The organism is Pseudomonas sp. B2021, assembly GCF_018135665.1.
GTDB classification, from domain to species: domain Bacteria; phylum Pseudomonadota; class Gammaproteobacteria; order Pseudomonadales; family Pseudomonadaceae; genus Aquipseudomonas; species Aquipseudomonas lactis.
Map to the genome: position 1 here is coordinate 4,523,916 of NZ_SMOF01000001.1, position 20,886 is coordinate 4,544,801.

At 61.3% G+C, this 20,886-nt stretch carries 18 protein-coding genes; 9 read left to right on the forward strand and 9 right to left on the reverse strand.

Features of this window, described 5'->3' with window-relative positions:
* Positions 1-64 precede the first annotated feature (64 nt).
* Together xdhC and guaD are read left to right on the forward strand one after the other, a co-directional pair.
* Positions 65-904 carry a xanthine dehydrogenase accessory protein XdhC gene (gene xdhC, locus E1K68_RS20240; RefSeq protein ID WP_137205140.1) on the forward strand — a complete coding sequence of 280 codons (840 nt, stop codon included), beginning with the start codon at positions 65-67 and terminating at the stop codon, positions 902-904.
* 12 nt (positions 905-916) lie between these two features.
* Positions 917-2,221, forward strand: coding sequence for a guanine deaminase (gene guaD, locus E1K68_RS20245; protein ID WP_212614584.1), 1,305 nt, complete (start codon positions 917-919; stop codon positions 2,219-2,221).
* A 168-nt stretch (positions 2,222-2,389) separates the two neighbouring features.
* Here guaD and E1K68_RS20250 read toward each other — a convergent pair whose 3' ends face one another.
* Entirely contained in the window at positions 2,390-3,154 is a 765-nt protein-coding gene (locus tag E1K68_RS20250) for a GntR family transcriptional regulator (protein WP_003193251.1), read from the reverse strand.
* Between the two features lie 339 nt (positions 3,155-3,493).
* On the opposite strand from E1K68_RS20250, the gene E1K68_RS20255 reads away from it, so the two are divergent.
* Positions 3,494-4,684 carry a benzoate/H(+) symporter BenE family transporter gene (locus E1K68_RS20255; protein ID WP_003193253.1) on the forward strand — a complete coding sequence of 397 codons (1,191 nt, stop codon included), beginning with the start codon at positions 3,494-3,496 and terminating at the stop codon, positions 4,682-4,684.
* A gap of 37 nt (positions 4,685-4,721) precedes the next feature.
* On the opposite strand, the gene E1K68_RS20260 is transcribed toward E1K68_RS20255, so the two are convergent.
* A complete protein-coding gene (locus E1K68_RS20260; RefSeq protein ID WP_003193255.1) occupies positions 4,722-5,066 on the reverse strand; it encodes a YggL family protein in 345 nt (114 codons plus the stop codon).
* 236 nt (positions 5,067-5,302) lie between these two features.
* Here E1K68_RS20260 and dacB point away from each other — a divergent pair, with 236 nt between their 5' ends.
* On the forward strand, positions 5,303-6,763 hold the full coding sequence (gene dacB / locus E1K68_RS20265) for a D-alanyl-D-alanine carboxypeptidase/D-alanyl-D-alanine-endopeptidase (RefSeq protein WP_169856730.1): 1,461 nt from the start codon (positions 5,303-5,305) through the stop codon (positions 6,761-6,763).
* Positions 6,764-6,893: 130 nt separating this feature from the next.
* Here the strand turns inward: dacB and E1K68_RS20270 are convergent, their stop codons facing one another.
* Positions 6,894-9,278 carry a diguanylate cyclase gene (locus tag E1K68_RS20270; protein ID WP_120248448.1) on the reverse strand — a complete coding sequence of 795 codons (2,385 nt, stop codon included), beginning with the start codon at positions 9,276-9,278 and terminating at the stop codon, positions 6,894-6,896.
* A 253-nt stretch (positions 9,279-9,531) separates the two neighbouring features.
* Positions 9,532-11,796 (reverse strand): bifunctional 23S rRNA (guanine(2069)-N(7))-methyltransferase RlmK/23S rRNA (guanine(2445)-N(2))-methyltransferase RlmL, encoded by a 2,265-nt coding sequence (gene rlmKL, locus E1K68_RS20275; RefSeq protein ID WP_034128371.1) that lies wholly within the window; start codon positions 11,794-11,796, stop codon positions 9,532-9,534.
* A 532-nt stretch (positions 11,797-12,328) separates the two neighbouring features.
* On the opposite strand from rlmKL, the gene E1K68_RS20280 reads away from it, so the two are divergent.
* Entirely contained in the window at positions 12,329-12,544 is a 216-nt protein-coding gene (locus E1K68_RS20280) for a ribosome modulation factor (protein WP_002553055.1), read from the forward strand.
* 121 nt (positions 12,545-12,665) lie between these two features.
* Here E1K68_RS20280 and E1K68_RS20285 read toward each other — a convergent pair whose 3' ends face one another.
* The 5 genes from E1K68_RS20285 to E1K68_RS20305 form a co-directional block, all read right to left on the reverse strand.
* On the reverse strand, positions 12,666-13,685 hold the full coding sequence (locus tag E1K68_RS20285) for a quinone-dependent dihydroorotate dehydrogenase (protein WP_003193260.1): 1,020 nt from the start codon (positions 13,683-13,685) through the stop codon (positions 12,666-12,668).
* Between the two features lie 85 nt (positions 13,686-13,770).
* Entirely contained in the window at positions 13,771-14,238 is a 468-nt protein-coding gene (locus tag E1K68_RS20290; RefSeq protein WP_003193263.1) for a transglycosylase SLT domain-containing protein, read from the reverse strand.
* On the reverse strand, positions 14,225-14,614 hold the full coding sequence (locus E1K68_RS20295; protein WP_003193265.1) for a winged helix-turn-helix domain-containing protein: 390 nt from the start codon (positions 14,612-14,614) through the stop codon (positions 14,225-14,227). The genes E1K68_RS20290 and E1K68_RS20295 overlap by 14 nt, the downstream gene beginning before the upstream one ends.
* Positions 14,615-14,780: 166 nt before the next feature.
* Entirely contained in the window at positions 14,781-14,996 is a 216-nt protein-coding gene (locus E1K68_RS20300) for a FliM/FliN family flagellar motor switch protein (RefSeq protein ID WP_003193267.1), read from the reverse strand.
* 15 nt (positions 14,997-15,011) lie between these two features.
* Positions 15,012-15,743 (reverse strand): secretin N-terminal domain-containing protein, encoded by a 732-nt coding sequence (locus E1K68_RS20305; protein WP_003193269.1) that lies wholly within the window; start codon positions 15,741-15,743, stop codon positions 15,012-15,014.
* A 246-nt stretch (positions 15,744-15,989) separates the two neighbouring features.
* Here E1K68_RS20305 and E1K68_RS20310 point away from each other — a divergent pair, with 246 nt between their 5' ends.
* From E1K68_RS20310 to E1K68_RS20325, 4 genes are all read left to right on the forward strand, one after another.
* Positions 15,990-17,189: a CmpA/NrtA family ABC transporter substrate-binding protein gene (locus E1K68_RS20310; protein WP_212614585.1), complete on the forward strand. Its 1,200-nt coding sequence runs from the start codon at positions 15,990-15,992 to the stop codon at positions 17,187-17,189.
* A 13-nt stretch (positions 17,190-17,202) separates the two neighbouring features.
* The gene (locus tag E1K68_RS20315) at positions 17,203-17,778 is read left to right on the forward strand and encodes an ANTAR domain-containing protein (protein WP_034136176.1); all 576 of its coding nucleotides are present in this window, start codon (positions 17,203-17,205) and stop codon (positions 17,776-17,778) included.
* A 147-nt stretch (positions 17,779-17,925) separates the two neighbouring features.
* Positions 17,926-19,137, forward strand: a complete 1,212-nt coding sequence (locus E1K68_RS20320; RefSeq protein WP_003193275.1) for a nitrate/nitrite transporter — start codon at positions 17,926-17,928, stop codon at positions 19,135-19,137.
* Positions 19,137-20,804, forward strand: coding sequence for a bifunctional protein-serine/threonine kinase/phosphatase (locus tag E1K68_RS20325; RefSeq protein ID WP_003193277.1), 1,668 nt, complete (start codon positions 19,137-19,139; stop codon positions 20,802-20,804). The genes E1K68_RS20320 and E1K68_RS20325 overlap by 1 nt, the downstream gene beginning before the upstream one ends.
* The last annotated feature ends 82 nt before the right edge of the window (positions 20,805-20,886 follow it).

Here is a 20,886-nt window from a genome sequence, read left to right on the forward strand (position 1 = left end):
GACGCTGAGCGTCATGGTATGCATTCCCACGCAGAGCGTGGGAACGATCTGACTGGAGGTAGACATGGACAACTGGATCAGCGCCCTCGCCACCCTGCAAAACCAGGGCGAACCCTGCGTGCTCGTCACCATCATCGAAGAACTCGGCTCCACCCCGCGCAACGCCGGTTCCAAGATGGTCATCAGCGCAACGCACACCTTCGACACCATCGGCGGCGGGCACTTGGAATACAAGGCGATGCAGATCGCCCGGGACATGTTGGTACGCGGCCAGCAGAACACCCACCTGGAGCGCTTCAGCCTCGGCGCCAGCCTGGGCCAATGCTGCGGCGGCGTGACCGTGCTGCTGTTCGAGCCCATGGGCCAGGCGCAGGCGCACATCGCTGTATTTGGCGCCGGCCATGTCGGCCGTGCGTTGGTGCCATTGCTGGCAAGCCTGCCCTGCCGGGTGCGCTGGATCGATTCCCGCGAGCAGGAATTCCCGCAGCACATTCCCCAAGGCGTGCGTAAAATCGTCAGCGAAGAGCCGGTCGACGAAATTGCCGACTTGCCAGCAGGCAGTTACTGCATCGTCATGACCCACAACCACGCGCTGGACCTGGAACTGACCGCCGCCCTGCTCAAGCGCAACGACTTCGCCTACTTCGGCCTGATCGGCTCGAAAACCAAGCGGGTCAAATTCGAACACCGCCTGCGTGACCGTGGCTTTGATGCCACGCAGTTACAGCGCATGCGCTGCCCCATGGGCCTCCCCGAGGTCAAGGGCAAGCTACCGGTGGAGATCGCCATCTCCATCGCCGGCGAAATCATCGCCACCTATAACGCCAATTTCGGCCAGCACCTTGCCGGCGCCGAACCTATTGCCAAACTGCTGCCGGCTTCGCGCCGCAGCCACGCTATCTAAATTGAGACGATCATGCCTTTGACTCGCAAAGCCTACCGTGCCGCCATCCTGCACAGCATCGCCGACCCTGCCGTTGTTGGGATCGATGCCTCCTACGAATATTTCGAGGACGGCCTGCTGGTGATCGACAACGGCCAGATCAGCGCCCTTGGTCACGCCAGCGACCTGCTGCCGAGCCTGCCCGCCGATATTGACATCACCCATTACCAGGACGCGCTGATCACCCCTGGCTTGATCGACACCCATATCCACCTGCCGCAAACCGGTATGGTCGGCGCCTATGGCGAACAGTTGCTGGACTGGCTCAACACCTACACCTTCCCCTGTGAAAGCCAGTTTGCCGACAAGGCTCACGCCGAAGAAGTCGCCGATATCTTCATCAAGGAACTGCTGCGCAACGGCACCACCACCGCGCTGGTGTTCGGCAGCGTGCACCCGCAATCGGTGAATGCATTCTTTGAAGCGGCCGAGAAACTCGACCTGCGCATGATCGCCGGCAAGGTGATGATGGACCGCAACGCACCGGACTACCTGACCGACACCGCCGAATCCAGCTACCAGCAAAGCAAGGCGCTGATCGAGCGCTGGCACGGTAAGGGCCGCCTGCACTATGCGGTGACGCCACGCTTCGCGCCTACGAGCACGCCGGAGCAACTGACGCTGGCCGGGCAGCTGCTGGGCGAATACCCGGATGTGTACATGCAGACCCACATCAGCGAGAACAAGCAGGAAATCGAGTGGGTCAATGAGCTGTTCCCGGAGCGCAACGGCTACCTGGATGTCTACGACCATTACAAGCTGCTCGGCGAGCGCTCGGTGTTTGCCCACGGCGTACACCTGTGTGATGACGAATGCGCACGGCTGGCAGAGACTGGCTCGGCGGTGGCGTTCTGCCCGACTTCGAACTTCTTCCTCGGCAGTGGCCTGTTCAACCTGCCGATGGCCGAGAAACACAACTTGAACGTGGGCCTGGGCACCGACGTGGGTGGCGGCACCAGCTTCTCGCTGCTGCAAACCCTGAACGAAGCCTACAAGGTCATGCAACTGCAAGGTGCGCGGCTGAGCCCGTTCAAGTCGCTGTACCTGGCGACCCTGGGCGGCGCGCGGGCGTTGCGCCTGGAAGACAAGATCGGCACCTTGCAGCCAGGTACCGATGCAGACTTCCTGGTGTTGGATTACAACGCCACGCCGCTGCTGAGCTATCGCCTGAAACAGGCCAATAACATTGCCGAGACGTTGTTTGTGCTGATGACGCTGGGGGATGATCGGACGGTACTGCAGACCTATGCAGCCGGCCAGCTCGTGCACCAGCGCTGATTCAAGCTACACACAACCCATGTGGGAGCTGGCTTGTGTGGGAGCTGGCTTGTGTGGGAGCTGGCTTGCCTGCGATAGCATCACCGCGGTGTAACTGATACACCGCGGCGCCTGCATCGCGGGCAAGCCCGGCTCCCACAAAAGCCCTGCTCCCACATTTGATTGGGTTTACAACTTTACAGACGAGCGCCCAGGTTTTTTAGTCTGTAAAAGATGCGAAAACACCGCATGCAAATCATCCGACGCGCTCTCTTCATCGAGGTTGAGCTTGCTGTCGATGTGATCCATGTGATGCATCATCAAGTTCACCGCCAACGTCGCATCACGGGCTTCGATCGCGTCGATCAACTGGGTGTGTTCATCGTAGGAACAGTGCGAGCGGTTGCCGCTTTCGTACTGGGCGATGATCAATGACGTCTGCGACACCAGGCTGCGCTGGAAGCTGATCAGCGGCGCGTTCTTCGCGGCTTCGGCCAGCTTCAAGTGAAATTCGCCGGAGAGACGGATACCGGCGCCACGGTCACCACGGGAGAAGCTGTCGCGCTCGTCGTTGACCATCTGGCGCAACTCGGCCAACTGCTCGGTCGTGGCGTGCTGCACCGCCAATTCTGTGATCGCCCGCTCCACCAAGCGCCGGGCCATGAACACCTGGCGTGCTTCTTCGACGCTTGGGCTGGCAACCACCGCACCGCGATTGGGCCGCAGCAGTACCACGCTTTCATGGGCCAGGCGCGACAGCGCGCGGCGAATGATGGTGCGGCTCACGCCGAAGATCTCGCCCAGTGCCTCTTCACTCAATTTGGTTCCGGGCGCCAGGCGTTGTTCAAGGATCGCCTCGAAGATATGCGCATAGACGATATCGTCCTGGGTTCCGCTGCGACCGGCCTTGCCGGCTCGCGGTTGTTTCTTGAGAGGTTGCAACTGTTCGTTCATGGGCACTCGGGTTTGAGAACGGCGAATTAACGGTAATACGGCAACAGCGTGTCGCTGGCAAGTATCACCTAAAAACAGCGCACATTGTACACAACCCACTGTGCCAACACACTGTACGGCTGTTTGCGGGCTCGGCTGTATTGCAATGACTGGTTACGTTTGAGTTTAGGCTTGAATCCACGATTTCCCATGAACGACATCCCACTGTAGGAGCGAGCTTGCTCGCGAAGAACCCAAGGGCGCCGCGTTTAATCTGATTGCCCGCGTTATCGTTGGCGATTTTCGCGAGCAAGCTCGCTCCTACAGCGTGCGGAGTCAGGTAAAAAGGAACACCTCTCCATGACCGACGCCACCCAAGCGCCCTTGCGCCCACTGGCCGACACTTCTGCGTCGGCCGTCGTCGCCGGCTTTATCGCCATGATGACCGGCTATACCAGCTCCCTGGTGCTGATGTTCCAGGCCGGCCAGGCCGCTGGCTTGACCACCGCGCAGATTTCTTCGTGGATCTGGGCGATTTCCATCGGCATGGCGGTGTGCAGCATCGGCCTGTCCCTGCGCTATCGCACACCGATCACCATCGCCTGGTCCACCCCTGGCGCGGCGCTGTTGATCACAAGCCTGGGCGGCGTGAGTTATGGCGAGGCCATCGGTGCCTACATCACCTGTGCGGTACTGGTGACGGTCTGCGGGTTGACCGGCAGCTTTGAGAAACTGGTCAAGCGGATTCCGGCCTCACTGGCGGCGGCGCTGCTGGCGGGGATTCTGTTCAAGATCGGCAGCGAAATTTTCGTCGCCGCCCAGCACCGTACCGGGCTGGTGCTGGGGATGTTCTTCACCTACCTGATCATCAAGCGCCTGTCGCCGCGCTATGCCGTGCTGGCCGCCTTGCTCATCGGCACCGCCTTGTCAGGGCTGATGGGGTTGTTGGATTTCAGCGGCTTTCATCTGGAGGTGGCGACGCCTGTTTGGACGACGCCGCACTTCTCGCTGGCGGCGACCATCAGCATCGGCATTCCGCTGTTCGTGGTGGCCATGACCTCGCAGAACATGCCCGGCGTAGCCGTACTGCGCGCCGACGGCTATACCGTGCCGGCTTCGCCATTGATCACCACCACCGGCCTGGCGTCGTTGGTGCTGGCACCGTTCGGCTCCCACGGCATCAACCTGGCGGCGATCAGTGCCGCGATCTGCACCGGCCCCCACGCCCATGAAGACCGCAACAAGCGCTACACCGCGGCGGTGTGGTGCGGGGTGTTCTATGGAATTGCCGGGGTATTCGGCGCCACGCTGGCGGCACTCTTCGCGGCGCTGCCCAAGGAGTTGGTGCTGTCGATTGCGGCGTTGGCGTTGTTTGGCTCGATCATCAATGGCTTGAGCATCGCCATGAATGAGCCGAAGGAACGGGAAGCGGCGCTGATCACCTTTATGGTCACCGCGTCAGGCTTGACGTTGTTTTCCATCGGGTCGGCGTTCTGGGGGATTGTGGCGGGGGTGTTGACGCTGCTGATTCTGAATTGGCGCAAGGCATAAAAAAACGGCGACCCTCAGGTCGCCGTTTTTTTCAGTATCACTTAGCCGCGTTGATCGGCTTTTCTGGATACCACACGTCCAGCAACGGGCTGACTTCAGCCTTGGTCAGCTCGGAACGGGTTTTGAGCCAGGCTTCGACCGCAGCACGCTGCTCTTCGGAGACCGAGCCACGCTTCTGCAGGCAAACCAGACCGTAGTCATCGCCGCCGACATAGCCCAGGCCGTTGGCTTCCATGGCTTCTTTGATGAATGCTTCGAGGAAAGCGTCGATAGCTTCTTCACTCAGGCCTTCGTTGAAGTCCAGGTTCAGTTCGAAACCCAGCTCTTGAAATTCATCAACGCACAGTTTTTTGCGCAGACGCTGGGAACGGTTAGTCGCCATTGGAACAATCCTCATAAGTATTAACGGGCGGCACTTTAGCAGTTTAAGGCGGCAATTGCCCGACTCTCTGGGACCGACGGGCAAATGCGCGCAAAAAAACCACGATTAGCAGCTATCGTTCAGCTACACGTGGCGCCAGCTTGGGGCATAATGCCGACACTTTCGTGACCACTGAGGGATTTTCTTCCATACCCCTCGCCTTTTTCACCCTCCTCAGCAGTAGGGTTTTATTTCTTATGATCAAATCTTTGCGTTCAGTGTTACTTGCCAGTGTTGTCTTGCCCCTGGCCTTTTCCGTTTGCGCCGCTCCCGTCAATAACACCCTGCCACCCAGCGTTGCCCAGGCCTTGCAGAAGGCCAAGCTGCAAAATACCGCGCTGTCCCTGGTGATGCTGCCCCTGAACGGCCCTGGTACCCCTACGGTTTTCAACGCCGACGTCTCGGTGAACCCGGCCTCCACCATGAAGCTGGTCACCACTTACGCGGCCCTGGAAATGCTCGGCCCCAACCATCAGTGGAAGACCGAGTTCTACACCGATGGCACCCTCAGCGGCGGCGTGTTGCGCGGCAACCTGTACCTCAAGGGCGGCGGCGACCCCAAGCTGAACATGGAAAAACTCTGGCTGCTGATGCGCGACCTGCGTGCCAATGGTGTGCAGCAAGTCACCGGTGACCTGGTGCTGGACCGAAATTTCTTCAACCAGCCGCAATTGCCCGAGTTCAACGACGACGGCAACGATGAGAACAAGCCATTCCTGGTCAAGCCCGACGCCTTGCTGGTCAACCTCAAGGCCCTGCGCTTCGTGACCCGCAATGATTCAGGACGGGTGATCGTATCGGTCGAACCGCCGATTGCCAGCATCCGCATCGACAACCAGGTGAAAGTCACCAACGCCAAACAGTGCACCGGTGACGTGCGCTACAGCCCGGTGACCGCCGCCGACGGCAGCGTGACCGTGACCGTCAGCGGCCAACTGGGTGATGGCTGCAGCTCGCAGACCTACCTGTCGCTGCTCGACCACGCCACCTACACCGCAGGCGCCGTGCGGGCGATCTGGAAGGAGTTGGGCGGCACCATCCAGGGCCGTGATATCCAGGCACCGGTGCCCAAGGATGCCAAAGTCCTGGCCCGGGCCTTCTCGCCGGACCTGGCGGAGATCATCCGTGACATCAACAAATACAGTAACAACACCATGGCCCAGCAGTTGTTCCTGAGCCTGGGTGCACAGTTTCGCAACGATGCCGATGGCGACGATGCCAAGGCCGCGCAACGTGTCGTGCGCCAGTGGCTGGCCAAAAAAGGCATCACCGCGCCGCACCTGGTGATGGAAAACGGCTCCGGCCTGTCCCGCGCCGAACGGGTCAGCGCCCGCGAGATGGCGGCCATGCTGCAAGCCGCGTGGAAAAGCCCTTATGCGGCGGAGTACATCAGCTCGATGCCGATCGCCGGCACCGACGGCACCATGCGTAAACGCCTGAAAACCACCGCCCTGCGCGGCGAAGCCCATGTGAAGACCGGCACCTTGAACACCGTACGCGCCATCGCCGGTTACAGCCGCGATAACAATGGCAATACCTGGGCGGTGGTGGCGATTCTCAACGACGCCAAGCCTTGGGGAGCCTCGTCGGTGCTGGATCAGGTGCTGCTGGACCTGTATCGCCAGCCGAAGGCCGTTGCAGCCGCACCGGTTCTCTAAAGCACCACATCACCCTGTCTGATCGTTCCCACGCCCTGCGTGGGAATGCTGTTTTGGACGCTCTGCGTCCGCGCTCAAGGCGTGACGCGGAGCGTCTTAGGATGCATTCCCACGCAGAGCGTGGGAACGATCATTCAAGCGTCAGGGCTTCCTCGACCCGATCCCTGCCCGCCTGCTTGGCCACGTACACCGCCGAATCCGCGCGCAGCAGCAAGCCATCGATACCTTCGTCGAGCCGCCAACTGGCCACGCCGAAGCTGGCGGTGACAACCCCCACCGGCTCCATCGACGCACCGCGCAGCGACTGCCACAACTGCATCGCCAGGCTGTAGGCCTGGGCGCCATCGGTGTTGGGGCACAGCACCACAAACTCTTCCCCGCCGATCCGGCAAAACACATCGGTGCGGCGCAAGCGTTGGCCGATACGCTTGCACAACTCCTGCAGCACGCCGTCGCCCACGGCATGGCCGTGCTGATCGTTGATGCGCTTGAAGTGGTCGATATCGAGCATGATCAACGACAGCGCGCCAGACATACGGTTGAGCCGGAGCATTTCGCCCTTGAGGCGATCCTGGAAATAGCGACGGTTATAGATCCCTGTCAGAGAGTCGGTGATGGACAGCGCACGCAGTTCTTCCTCGACCCGTTTGAGATCAGAAATATCCGACACATAACCGTGCCAAAGCGTACCGCCTCCCGGCAACTCTTCCGGCGTCGCTTCGCCGCGAATCCAGCGCAGGCCTCGTTGGGGTAATTGCACGCGGTACTCTTCGCGCCAATGGCTCAGTTGCAACGCAGAAAGGCGTATCGACGCACGCACGCGCTCCAGGTCCAAGGGGTGAATGCGCTCCAGCACTTTGCCCGCATCCTGCTGCAGCATGCCCAGTTCGATTTCATAGATATCGCGCATGCCTTCGCTGGCATAGATGAAACGCCAGGTGTCCTGGGGCTCCAGGGTGAACTGGAAGATCCCACCCGGCACGTGGGCGCTGAGTTTTTTCAGCAGACGGTCGCGTACAGCAAGGGCCTCATAGGCGCGCTTTTGCTCGGTGACATCCAGGTAAATCGCCAGGTGCCCGACCCACAGGCCATGGTCATCCAAGAGCACGGTCGGCAACATGTTGACCGTCAGTTGGCTGCCGTCCTTGCGCACCAGCGTCCACTCACGCCCTTCATGTTGACTGTCCGGGCTCTCCACCAGCATCGCCTGGCTCGCGGGGATGCGCTTGCCCAGCGCCCTGCTCAACGGCTCAGCGCGGGCGTCGAGTTCCATGGCTACGTGCAGACGGTCCAAGGTCATATGCCCCAGCACCTCCTCGGCCGTAAAGCCCAGCATCTGCTCGGCACCGGCATTGAAGGTGTTGATCACCCCGCGCAGGTCCGTGGCAATGATCGCCACTTGAGTCGCCGCATTCAGCACGCTGCGCAATTGCCCATGGGCGCCACGCAACTCCTGCTCGCGGGCACGCAATTGAACGGTGCGTTGCTCCACCAGTTTCAGTGCGCGCTGGCGCTGGCTCACCAGCATGTAAAGCAGCGCACTGAGCAAGGCGCTGAGCAACACGCCCATCGCCAGAATGGTGTGCATCGAAGAATGGTTGGCCCTGTCGAACACTTCGCTGGCGCTCAGGCTCAGGGCGTAGACATGATCGCCCAGGGTGAGGCGGCGCGCAGCCGTCAAGCCGCTGCTGCCCAAGGTGTTGCTGGAGGCATACAACACCCGTTGCTGGGTGTCGGAGGTGTCTACGATCTGCATCACCAGGTTGTCCCGGTTGGGCCTGGGCAACCCCTCGGCTACCAGCTGACGCATGCTGATCACCGCCATCACATAACCGTAGGGCTCGGCACCAGCGAGTTTGCTCACGGGCGCCACCAACAACACGCCTGCGGCATATGCGGGTTCCACCCCCACCAACTGCATGGGTTGCGACACTGCCAGCTGGCCGCTTTCTTGCGCACGCTCCAGGGCTGAGCGACGCAGGGGTTGGGCCAGCAGATCAAAGCCCAGCGGCGAGCCCAGCAGACTTTGCGTCTGGCTGTACAGCACCGGTACATATTCATCGCGTTCGGCCGCTGGTGCCAACTCACCTGCAGTATTCAGTTCGCGGATACTGAAGGGAATGCCGCGCTGGCGAGAAATGTCCTGCTCAAACAGGTTGCGCTGCGTGCGAAATACCCGTGGGGCCCAGGCATAGGCACGGGCATGCAACAACAGCGGTTTGGCGAAACCGTCGAACTCGGCGCGAGACACCTCGCCGGAATTGACGAAAAAGCGCTGCAAGCTACCCAGGCGTTGCTCCTGGTCTTCAAAACGTTCCTGGATGCGGGTGTAGCGCTCGTTGACCAGCAACTGGAACCGCTGGCGCACCTGTTGCTGATATAAGTCGGATGCCGCCCACGCGACGACCACCGTCAGCGCGCTACCGATCAATAACACCACCAATGCCACCAGCCAAGCCGATGCCTGCTCACTGATAAAACCAAGGATTTTCGGGCGAACGACTTGCATCGGCATAGGCAACACTCACAGCGCCAGTGTGCGGGGGTGTCACTTTGGCTAGGGCTTAAGTTATAGCCATCGGCAGGGTGTTTGACCAGCGTAAAACCGTCACGGACTTATTGTGGGCGAGGGAGCAAGCTCCCTCGCCACAGAGGCTTACTGTAGGAGCGAGCTTGCTCGCGAAAAACTCACAGGCACCGCGTTCATCCAGGATATCCGCGGTATCGTTGACGATCTTCGCGAGCAAGCTCGCTCCTACAGGGGAAAATCAGCGTGCGGTGATTTTCCAGGCGCGGTGGATCTTGGCATTGCGCGCAAAATCCGGGTCGATGGTCTTGTCGCTGATTTCCTCGACCGCATAGCGTTCGCTGAGGTTGTCTTCTAGCTGGAACTTGCGGAAGTTGTTGGAGAAGTACAACACGCCACCCGGCGCCAGGCGCGCCATGGCCAGGTCGAGCAACTGCACATGGTCACGCTGCACGTCGAAGATGCCTTCCATGCGCTTGGAGTTGGAGAAGGTCGGCGGGTCGATGAAGATCATGTCGAATTCATCGCGGCTCGCTTCCAGCCACGCCATCACGTCACCCTGTTCCAGGCGGTTCTTGTCGGAAAAACCGTTGAGGGAGAAGTTGCGACGCGCCCAGTCCAGGTAGGTCTTGGACAGGTCGACGCTGGTGGTGCTGCGCGCACCGCCCTTGGCGGCATGCACACTCGCGGTGGCGGTGTAGCAATACAAGTTGAGGAAACGCTTGCCCGCCGCTTCCTTCTGGATGCGCATGCGCATCGGGCGGTGGTCGAGGAACAGGCCGGTGTCCAGGTAATCGGTAAGGTTGACCAGCAACTTCACGCCGCCTTCACTGACCTCGGTGAATTTACCTTGGGCACTCTGACGCTCGTATTGCTTGGTGCCGCTCTGACGCTCACGACGCTTGACCACCACACGGCTCTTGTCGACGTTCAGTGCCTGGGGAATGGCCGCCAGGGCATCGAACATGCGGGCCGAGGCTTTTTCCGGGTCGATGGATTTAGGCGCGGCGTACTCCTGCACGTGCACCCAATCGTGGTACAGGTCGATCGCCATGGAGTACTCAGGCATGTCGGCGTCATACACACGGTAGCAATCCACCCCTTCGCGCTTGGCCCATTTGCCCAGCAGCTTGAGGTTCTTCTGAAGGCGGTTGGCAAACATCTGCCCGCCTTCGCTCAAGCGCGCCTGCTCCACCACGGGGGCCGGGGCGGGCTTGATCGGGTTGCCGTTCTTGTTGTACTGACGCTCTGCCGGCTCGCTCGGGGCCTGGTCGTAGGCCGCTTGCTCACGTTCGGCCTGGCGCTGTTCAGGAGTGCGGCGCTCGCCAGTGACGAACTGATCCGGGTTGACCTTGATCAGCAACAATTTGCACGGCAATGCGCCGTTCCAGAACGAATACTGTTTGTGGCTACGGATACCCATGCGCTTGCCCAGGTCCGGCGCGCCGGTGAACACTGCGGCTTCCCAGCCCATACAGGCTTGGCGCAAGCGTTCGCCGAGGTTCTGATAGAGATACAACAGGCTGGCTTCATCACCCAGGCGCTCACCGTAGGGTGGGTTGCAGATCACCAAACCTTTCTGGTTCTGGTCCGGGCGCGGCTCGAACGTGCCCACTTCGCCCTGGTACACCTTGATCCAGTGGCTCAGGCCGGCGCGTTCGATGTTGTTGCGTGCGGGCTGGATCAGGCGCGGGTCGGCTTCGTAGCCACGTACCCACAACGGCGGCTTGTTCATGCCGATGGCGGCACGCTCAGTGGCTTCTGCGTGCAGTTTTTTCCACAGCGCCGGGACGTGGCCCAGCCAGGTAGTGAACCCCCAGAGTTCACGGTTGAGGTTGGGGGCCATGTCGGCGGCGATCATCGCGCCCTCGACCAGGAAGGTACCCACACCGCACATCGGGTCTGTGAGTGCGCCGCCTTCGGCTGCAATACGCGGCCAGCCGGCGCGGATCAGGATCGCCGCCGCCAGGTTTTCCTTCAGGGGTGCCGCGCCCTGCTGCAGGCGGTAGCCGCGCTGGTGCAGGCTGTGGCCGGAAAGGTCCAGGGACAGGATGGCTTCGCCACGGTCCAGGCGCAGGTGAATGCGCAGGTCAGGGTTGATCTTGTCGATGGACGGACGTTCGCCGGTCGGGGTGCGCAGTTTGTCGACGATCGCATCCTTGACCTTCAGCGCGCCGAAGTGGGTGTTGTCGATGCCCGAGCCATGGCCGCTGAACTCCACCGCGAGGGTACCGTCGGGGACCATGTGGTCAGCCCATTCGATGTCCAGCACGCCGTGGTAAAGATCCTCGGCGTCCTTCATCGGGAAGCGCTTGAGCACCAGCAACACACGGTTGGCCAGGCGCGACCAGAGGCACAAGCGGTAGGCGGTTTCCATGTCGGCCATGCCGCGCACGGCCGAGGTGTGCTCGCGGGCTTCCTCAAGGCCAAGCCCGACGGCTTCCTCGATCAGCAGGCCTTCGAGGCCCTTGGGGCAGGTGAGGAAGAGTTCAAAACGGTCCGACATGGGGCATTCCAGGCTTTTCAGCAATAAGTGAACAGGCGACGCATCGCCGGTTCGGTTTTCAATCAAGCACTTTTCTCGAAGAGTGCTCGCGTGGCACGAATGTGCCGTTCCACCCCGTCTGGCGGGCTCTTGAGCCTTTATGGGCGAGGCAGAAGAAGAATGTTGCGCAACAAAAAGAAATATTCCGACCCTTCGTCGAATAATAACCGACTGCAACAGGCGGGCATTCTCACTAAGGAATTAAACCTTTCCTCTATGCAGGGCACATCATAGCTGGCTTTGCCCTATAAAAGGGGCGAATAACCAGCCCAGCTTATGGCTATAGCATCGTTATCGTTACGTGCTTATGACAAAACGATCATTGAATACATGTGACCTATTGGTTAGAACTCAACACAGGTTGGCGCCGTAACGGTGCCAACACATTGGCTCGCCACGCCGGCAGCGAGCCCACCAACGGCAGAAAAACTCTGCCCGGCCTTGGACAAGGCCGAAGGATATCTAGACAGTCAACAAGTGAGGGAAACACCCTATGAGAAGACTTAAGCGTGATCCGTTGGAAAGAGCATTTTTACGCGGATATCAATATGGCGTTCATGGAAAATCCCGTGAGCTTTGCCCATTTACTCTACCGTCGGTACGCCAAGCCTGGATCAACGGCTGGCGAGAAGGACGCGGCGACAACTGGGACGGTATGACTGGCACTGCGGGCATCCACAGACTCAACGAACTTCACGCCGTCGGCTAATCAGGGGATTTAATTGCGACACACACATCTTTGAATCTGTAACGACTTAACCACGCGCGCCCCATCCGGGCGGCGGGCTTCGGCCCAGGGGCTCCTTCATGGAGCCCTTTTTATTGCCTGCTCAGCGCAAGGCAGCGATGGCATCCACCGACTGGCGAATCAATGCCGGGCCTTTGTAGATGAAGCCGGAGTACAACTGCACCAGGCTGGCGCCGGCCGCGATCTTCTCAGCCGCATGCTTGCCTTCGGTGATACCGCCCACCGCGATGATCGGCAAACGCCCAGCCAACTCGGCCGCCAGCACCTTGACGATATGGGTGCTCTTGTCACGCACCGGTGCGCCCGACAGGCCGCCCGCCTCGTCACCATGAGCCAGGCCTTCGACGCCCACGCGGCTGAGGGTGGTGTTGGTCGCAATCACCGCATCCATCCCTGAATCCACCAGGGCCTGGGCCACCAGTACGGTTTCTTCATCGCTCATGTCCGGCGCTATCTTGATAGCCAGCGGCACACGCTTGCCATGACGCACGGCCAAGTCTTCCTGGCGCTGGCGCAAGGCTTCGAGCAGTTGCTTGAGGGAATCACCAAATTGCAGGCTGCGCAGGCCCGGGGTGTTGGGCGAGCTGACGTTGACGGTGACATAGCTGGCGTGGGCATAGACCTTGTCCAGGCAAATCAGGTAGTCATCCACCGCACGCTCCACCGGCGTGTCAAAGTTCTTGCCAATGTTGATACCCAGGATGCCGGTGTACTTCGCCGCCTGAACCCGCGACAGCAGATGGTCGACCCCGAGGTTGTTGAAGCCCATGCGATTGATGATCGCCTCCGCTTCCGGCAGGCGGAAAATGCGCGGCTTGGGGTTGCCCGGTTGCGGCCGCGGCGTTACGGTGCCGATTTCGACAAAGCCGAAACCCAACTGCGCAAACCCGTCGATGGCCGCGCCGTTCTTGTCCAGGCCGGCTGCCAGCCCGACCGGGTTGGGGAAGTTCAACCCCATCACCGACACCGGCACTTTCGCCGGTGCCTTGCATACCAGGCCATTGAGCCCCAGGCGGCCACCGGCACCGATCAGGTCCAGGGACAGATCGTGGGAGGTTTCCGGGGAGAGTTTGAACAACAGCTGGCGGGCCAGAGTATACATGGGCGGGCTAGACTCGGATGGCGGCAAAAGGTGGCGGTGATTATAGCCGGGGTGGTGGCCTGCATGCGAGGCGTGCCACCTGATCTCATTGACGTTGCGCCGTCAACGCCTCATAACGCACCCAGATCCTTTCGGCGTAGCGCAGACGCAATGCCTCACGCTGTGGCCCGGGCCCCGGCCCCACGTTGTAAGCCCCCACCGCCGTCCAGTTGTAGCCAAAACGCTGGATGAACTCGGCAAGAATCGAGGCGCCTACTTCCACCGACAGGCAAGGCTCGCTCAACAGCCGTTCTTCGGTAATGCCCTGCTTGAGCAAGCGCGGCAAGTGGATGCTGTTGATTTGCATCAAGCCGATATCCCGCGTGCCATTGCGGTTGGTGTAGTTCATCGCTTGCGCCCGGTAACCCGATTCGACCAAGGCGATAGCTTGCAGCAACTCCGGCTCAAGGTCGTAGCGGCTGGCCGCCTCTTCCCAGCAAAAGGCCCAGGCCTGGCTGCTGCCCATCAATACCCCGAGCACCAGGCCTTTGCCCCATGCCTTAAACCTGGACATTGCTGGCCTGACCACAGACGGCGCACACGTGTGCCACTGCCCTGGGTTGATCACCTGTGCGCACCGGGCAGGTAAAGCGATAGCCCTTGCCATAAATCGTCTTGATAAAGCCTTTGTCGGCCCTCAAGTGCTTGCGCAGAGAATAAATACACCGCGTGAGTGACTCTTCGGCCACTTCGCCCCGAGGCCAGGCCAGTTCCAGCAAACGGTCCTTGGTCATCAGCGCGCCACCGGAGGCCAGCAGCAACCGCAGCACGTGCCCCTCCTTGGGAGGCAACTGAATATCCGCCTCCACGCCCGTCAACCGGCCGTCGCCATGCAAGGTCCAACGCGCGAAAACCAGGGACGTCGTCGTTTCATCCGTCACGACGGCCATACGCACCTCTGTAGTCGACTACTGACATTAAAATCCTTATTGTGTGACCAGCTCATCTGCCATTGGCACGACTATAAAAAACCGGCTCGAAGACCCGCGTTAGGAAAAAACCCATTCATTCGCCTTTTTTTGGCCACTGCCGGTCAGACAATTCGCTAACGCACCCTTACCGCGGCAACCACTCCTGAAACGTCTCCTGCAATTCAACCCCTAGCCGATCCTCCAACTGCACCAACTCTCCCACTGCCATCAGTTGTCCATTGACCCGCACCTCCACGCAGCGGGTGACGCCTGGGTCCAAGGGCAGCACCTTCCCCGGTGCGAATGCGGCCAAACGCTTGCGGCTGATCAGTTGCTCCTGCAGCAATATTTCCAGGTGCATGGACAAACGCCTTTTTCAGGGGGAAAACTCAGGGTCCGCTCCCAGGAACGCACGTCGCACACGCTCGTGTTGCGCGGCGCTCAACTGAGGTGGGCCGATCCAGGGCAGTACGTCGCCATCTACGCCAGCCTGCCCTGGCGAGGCCTCATCCAGCGGCTGGGCGACATCCAGCTCGGCCACCAGTTTTTCAATAACCTTCACTTGGGCGGGTGGGCCCTTGATCAACAGACTGTTGGTATCTGGATAGGCCATCAACACAAGGCGGCCATCGGCCAGTTGGTCCTTCTGCGCCTGGGATAGCCGAGCTTCGAGCATGGAGGCCATGCCCGGTACCTGGACCTTGTTGGCTCCAGCGCCCTGCAGGTGATCGTCCACGAGGACATTGATCACTTTCACCACGCCGAATACCGGGGCGCGCTCTGGCACCTTGCGAGGGGGTCGGTCCATCCGTTGGGCGAGATGCAACACCTGGTCGACATAACTGGAAGGGCCGGTTACATAGAACGTACGCTTGCCGTGTTCACGCAGTGGGTAACGCGGCTCATCCAGCCCCGCACGGCGCATGATGCCGCGCAGCCTACTGACGGAAATATGCCGCAGTACCACCGCCGAGCTTCTCGTGTCGTCGGCAGCGTAGAGCTGCAACACCTCGCCACAGGCCGTACGACTGCCCAGCAACAGCACGGCGCACAGCAGCGCGCTGTACAGCCAGCGGCAATTGAGGGTTGCGAGTAAATCAGCGTGCACCGTGGGTATGCCTGGTGGTCTGGCCTGAAGAAGCGGCCATACTGCGAGGCGCACGAGGATCAATCATGATGGAAAGTTGACGGCCAACTGCGACGTCCTGCCCATGGCATGTGCCTTGCTTTGCACTCTGGATCAGGCTCGCACCAACGGCGGCACGGGCCTACGGACAAAGGCGTCGTTCCCCTGCAATGGCCTATACGCCAACCAGGGAAACGGCGCTTTTTTTTCAGAAAAAGGCAGGTATTGATGAACGATCCACTGGCTTGGGTAAACGGCAGCGATGCCCCGGAAAAGAGCAGCCTGGACCTTGGGTTCATGGCCCTGACCGATTGCGCCTCGCTGGTGGTCGCCGCCACCCAGGGCTTCGCCCAACCCTACGGCCTCACACTCAACCTCAAGCGCCAGGCGTCCTGGGCCAACCTGCGCGACAAGCTGGTCAGCGGTGAATTGGACGCCGCCCACAGTCTCTACGGGCTGATCTATGCCGTACACCTGGGCATCGGCGGCGTCGCCCCCAGCCCCATGGCGGTGCTGATGGGGCTGAACCAGAATGGCCAGGGCATCAACCTCTCCCATGGCCTGCAACAGCAAGGGGTGATCACTCCTGAAGCATTGAAACGCCACGTGCACCAAAGCCGGACAAAACTCACCTTCGCCCAGACGTTTCCCACCGGCACCCACGCCATGTGGTTGTATTACTGGCTGGCGAGCCAAGGCATTCATCCCTTGCAGGATGTGAACAGCGTAGTAGTGCCGCCGCCACAAATGGTGGCGCACCTGCAAGCCGGACGCATCGATGGCCTTTGCGTGGGTGAACCCTGGTGCGCCAGCGCAGTGCAACAGAACCAGGGCTTCACCCTGGCGACCAGCCAGGCGATCTGGCCGGACCACCCGGAAAAAGTCCTGGGCTGCACCCAAGCCTTCGTTGACGCGTACCCCAATACCGCACGCGTGCTGGTCATGGCGATCCTCGAGGCCAGCCGGTTTATCGAGCAGAGCCGTGAAAACCGCCGCTCTACCGCCCAGTTGCTCAGTGCCCCTGAATACCTCGATGCGCCTGTGGCTTGCATCGAACCACGCCTGCTGGGGCACTATGGCGACGGCCTGGGCAACCAGTGGCAGGATCCCCATGCGCTGCGCTTTTTCGCCGACGGCGAGGTGAACCTGCCCTACCTCAGCGATGGCATGTGGTTCATGACCCAGTTCCGGCGCTGGGGCTTGCTGCGTGAAGACCCGGACTACCTGGGCGTCGCCCGGCAGGTGCAGCAACTGGCGCTGTACCGCCAGGCGGCTGAGGCGCTGGGCATTGCCGAAGGCAACTCGGACATGCGCCGTAGCCAGTTGCTCGACGGCAAGACCTGGGACGGCAGCGACCCCGCCGGCTATGCGCGCAGCTTCCACCTCCACGCCTTGGCCGATAACGCCAACCGCCAAGCGCTGCGCTGACAGGAGCCCGACGATGCTGCGAATCCTGTTGATCAACGACACCCCGCGCAAGGTCGGGCGCCTCAAGGCCGCATTGACCGAGGCCGGCTTTGAGGTGATCGATGAGTCCGGCTTGACCATCGACCTGCCCGCACGCGTCGAAACAGTGCGCCCGGATGTGATCCTGATCGATACCGAGTCACCCGGGCGCGATGTGATGGAGCAAGTGGTGCTGGTCAGCCGCGATCAGCCCCGGCCCATCGTGATGTTCACCGACGAGCACGACCCGACTGTGATGCGCCAGGCCATCAAGTCCGGCGTCAGTGCCTATATCGTCGAAGGCATCCAGGCCCAGCGCCTGCAACCGATCCTCGATGTGGCCATGGCGCGCTTCGAGAGTGACCAGGCCCTGCGCGCCCAGCTGCATGCCCGCGACCAGCAACTGGCCGAACGCAAGCGCATCGAATTGGCCAAGGGCCTGTTGATGAAGATGAAGAGCTGTAACGAAGAAGAGGCCTACACCCTGATGCGCCGCCAGGCCATGAGCCGTCAACAGAAACTGATCCAGGTGGCAGAGCAGATTATTGCCATGAGCGAGTTGCTCGGCTGATGTGGCTCAGCTCTTGCTAAAGAATTATCACAGGTAGCCAACGGCGGTTGCCCCCTCCACGACAAAGACGTCGCCCACCCGGTTTGCCCTCGCGAACCCGGTGGCGGCGTTTTTTCGTTTCTAGACCCCCAACCGTTGAGGTGCGTGATGAAATCAAGCTTCTGGAAATCCGGGCACACCCCGACCCTGTTTGCCGCGTTCCTGTATTTCGACCTGAGCTTCATGGTCTGGTACCTGTTGGGCCCCCTGGCGGTGCAGATTGCCGCTGACTTGCACCTGACCACCCAACAACGTGGCCTGGTGGTGGCCACACCGATCCTGGCGGGCGCGGTGCTGCGTTTCTTGATGGGGATGCTGGCCGACAAGCTGTCGCCCAAGACCGCCGGGCTGATTGGCCAGGTGATTGTGATCGTGGCACTGTTCTGCGCCTGGAAACTGGGGATCCACAGCTACGAACAAGCGTTGCTGCTGGGCATGTTCCTGGGCATGGCCGGCGCGTCCTTTGCGGTCGCCCTGCCCTTGGCGTCCCAATGGTACCCGGCGGAGCACCAGGGCAAAGCCATGGGCATCGCCGGCGCCGGCAACTCCGGTACCGTGTTTGCCGCGCTGCTGGCGCCCGTGCTGGCGGCCGCGTTTGGTTGGAGCAACGTGTTCGGTTTTGCGCTGATCCCACTGGTGCTGACCCTGATCGTGTTCGCCTGGCTGGCGCGCAATGCCCCTCAGCGGCCAAAAGCCAAAGCCATGGCCGACTACTTCAAGGCCCTGGGCGACCGTGACAGCTGGTGGTTCATGTTCTTCTACAGCGTGACCTTCGGCGGGTTTATCGGCCTGGCCAGCGCCCTGCCCGGCTACTTCAACGACCAGTACGGCCTGAGCCCGGTGACCGCCGGCTACTACACCGCCGCCTGTGTGTTCGGCGGCAGCCTGATGCGCCCCTTGGGCGGCGCCTTGGCAGACCGGTTCGGCGGGATCAAGACTCTGCTCGGCATGTACAGCGTGGCGGTGATCTGCATTGCGGCAGTGGGGTTCAACCTGCCCAGTTCCTACGCGGCGCTGGCGCTTTTCGTCTGCACCATGCTCGGCCTGGGCGCCGGGAATGGCGCGGTATTCCAACTGGTGCCGCAGCGTTTTCGCAGTGAGATCGGCGTCATGACCGGGCTGATCGGCATGGCCGGTGGCATTGGTGGCTTCGCCCTCGCGGCGGGCATGGGCGCTATCAAGCAGAGCACCGGCAGCTATCAACTGGCCCTGTGGTTGTTCGCCAGCCTCGGTGTGCTGGCCTGGTTCGGCCTGCATGGGGTGAAACGGCGCTGGAGAACCACCTGGGGTTCGGCCGCCGTGACCGCCGCCCGCGTCTGATGAGCCTACGACTGAGCGTCGCCCAGGCCAGTGCCATCGGCCCGCGCAGCGAAAACCAGGATGCCCTGCGGGTGGTCACGCCCATGGCGGAACTGGCCGCCAGCAAAGGCTACCTGTGCGCACTGGCCGATGGCGTCAGCCAATGCGCCGACGGTGGCCTGGCCGCACGCTCGACCTTGCAGGCCCTGGCCCTGGACTACTACGCCACGCCACAGACCTGGAGCGTGGCCCAGGCGCTGGAGCGTCTGTTACTGGCGCAGAATCGCTGGTTGCAAGCCAACGGCGGCGGGCAACCGTTGCTCACCACCCTGAGCGCCCTGGTGTTTCGCGGCCAACGTTTCACCCTGGCCCATGTCGGTGATTGCCGGGCGTATCGTTGGCTTGACGGCGAGTTGCAACGCATCAGCGAAGACCATGTGTGGGAACAGCCGGGGATGCAGCATGTGCTCAAGCGCGCCCTCGGCCTGGATCAGCACCTGGTGCTGGACTTCCTCGATGGTCCATTGCGCGAGGGCGAAAGTTTCCTGCTGCTCAGCGATGGGGTGTGGGCCACGCTGGGCGATCACAGCATCGGCGCGATACTGCGCGAACAAAGCGACCTCGATCTGGCCGTCAACACACTGGTCAACGCCGCCCACCTGGCGGGTAGCCAAGACAACGCCAGCGCCTTGCTGGTGCGCATCGATCAACTCGGCGCCGCCACCCTCGGCGACGCTCTGGTGCAGTTGCAGCAATGGCCACTGCCGCCACCGCTGAAAGTCGGGCAAACCTTTGAAGGCTGGCAGGTGCAAAGCGTGCTGGCGCAGAGTCGGCAGTCGTTGCTGTACCGCGTGCACGACGCCCAGGGGCAACCCTGGCTGCTCAAGACCTTACCGTTACGTTGCGACGATACCGATGCGGCCCAGGCGTTGTTATCGGAGGAATGGTTTCTGCGCCGGGTCGCCGGCCGTGCCTTTCCCGAAGTGCATGCCGCCAGTGGCCGTCAGCATTTGTACTACGTGATGCGCGAATACGCCGGGCAAACCCTGGCCCAACTGTTCCAACAACAGGGCCCGCTGCCGTTGGCACAATGGCAGTCGATTGCAGAACGCTTGCTGCGCGCCGTGGGCCTGCTGCATCGCCGGCAGATCCTGCACCGCGACATCAAGCCGGAAAACCTGCTGCTGGGAGAAGATGGCGAACTGCGGGTGCTGGACTTCGGCCTGGCCTATTGCCCTGGGCTCTCCGAGGACCGTGCCCACCTGCTGCCCGGTACCCCGAGCTTTATCGCGCCCGAGGCGTTCGCTGGCGAGCAGCCTACGGCGCAACAGGATTTGTATAGCGTCGGCGTGACCTTGTATTACCTGCTGACCGGGCATTACCCCTACGGTGAAATCGAGGCCTTCCAACGGCCCAGATTTAACCAGCCCGTCAGCGCCAGCCGTTATCGCCCCGACTTGCCGGAGTGGTTACCACACAGCCTGGAACGGGCGGTGACCGCTGCCCCGGCCCAACGTTATGAAACCGCCGAAGAATGGCTGTTGGTGCTGGAGCAGGCCGACCGCCGCGAATTGAGCCTACGCCCACGGCCCTTGCTCGAACGCGAACCCTTGAAGGTCTGGCAAACCCTGGCGGTGGCTTCAATGCTGCTCAATCTGGTGCTGTTGTACTGGCTGCTGCACCACTAACGGGCAGAATCCGCCGGTTCTGCGTGTAAACGCCCAGTAAAACTGGGGCTATAGGGACTTGGCACAGCTGCTGCATTAGCTT

What these genes read in the sequence shown, in the direction of transcription:
- xdhC (WP_137205140.1), top strand. Translation starts at nt 65, where the DNA reads ATGGACAACTGGATCAGCGCCCTCGCCACCCTGCAAAACCAGGGCGAA.
- guaD (WP_212614584.1), top strand. Translation starts at nt 917, where the DNA reads ATGCCTTTGACTCGCAAAGCCTACCGTGCCGCCATCCTGCACAGCATC.
- E1K68_RS20250 (WP_003193251.1), bottom strand. Translation starts at nt 3,154, where the DNA reads ATGAACGAACAGTTGCAACCTCTCAAGAAACAACCGCGAGCCGGCAAG.
- E1K68_RS20255 (WP_003193253.1), top strand. Translation starts at nt 3,494, where the DNA reads ATGACCGACGCCACCCAAGCGCCCTTGCGCCCACTGGCCGACACTTCT.
- E1K68_RS20260 (WP_003193255.1), bottom strand. Translation starts at nt 5,066, where the DNA reads ATGGCGACTAACCGTTCCCAGCGTCTGCGCAAAAAACTGTGCGTTGAT.
- dacB (WP_169856730.1), top strand. Translation starts at nt 5,303, where the DNA reads ATGATCAAATCTTTGCGTTCAGTGTTACTTGCCAGTGTTGTCTTGCCC.
- E1K68_RS20270 (WP_120248448.1), bottom strand. Translation starts at nt 9,278, where the DNA reads ATGCCGATGCAAGTCGTTCGCCCGAAAATCCTTGGTTTTATCAGTGAG.
- rlmKL (WP_034128371.1), bottom strand. Translation starts at nt 11,796, where the DNA reads ATGTCGGACCGTTTTGAACTCTTCCTCACCTGCCCCAAGGGCCTCGAA.
- E1K68_RS20280 (WP_002553055.1), top strand. Translation starts at nt 12,329, where the DNA reads ATGAGAAGACTTAAGCGTGATCCGTTGGAAAGAGCATTTTTACGCGGA.
- E1K68_RS20285 (WP_003193260.1), bottom strand. Translation starts at nt 13,685, where the DNA reads ATGTATACTCTGGCCCGCCAGCTGTTGTTCAAACTCTCCCCGGAAACC.
- E1K68_RS20290 (WP_003193263.1), bottom strand. Translation starts at nt 14,238, where the DNA reads ATGTCCAGGTTTAAGGCATGGGGCAAAGGCCTGGTGCTCGGGGTATTG.
- E1K68_RS20295 (WP_003193265.1), bottom strand. Translation starts at nt 14,614, where the DNA reads ATGGCCGTCGTGACGGATGAAACGACGACGTCCCTGGTTTTCGCGCGT.
- E1K68_RS20300 (WP_003193267.1), bottom strand. Translation starts at nt 14,996, where the DNA reads ATGCACCTGGAAATATTGCTGCAGGAGCAACTGATCAGCCGCAAGCGT.
- E1K68_RS20310 (WP_212614585.1), top strand. Translation starts at nt 15,990, where the DNA reads ATGAACGATCCACTGGCTTGGGTAAACGGCAGCGATGCCCCGGAAAAG.
- E1K68_RS20315 (WP_034136176.1), top strand. Translation starts at nt 17,203, where the DNA reads ATGCTGCGAATCCTGTTGATCAACGACACCCCGCGCAAGGTCGGGCGC.
- E1K68_RS20320 (WP_003193275.1), top strand. Translation starts at nt 17,926, where the DNA reads ATGAAATCAAGCTTCTGGAAATCCGGGCACACCCCGACCCTGTTTGCC.
- E1K68_RS20325 (WP_003193277.1), top strand. Translation starts at nt 19,137, where the DNA reads ATGAGCCTACGACTGAGCGTCGCCCAGGCCAGTGCCATCGGCCCGCGC.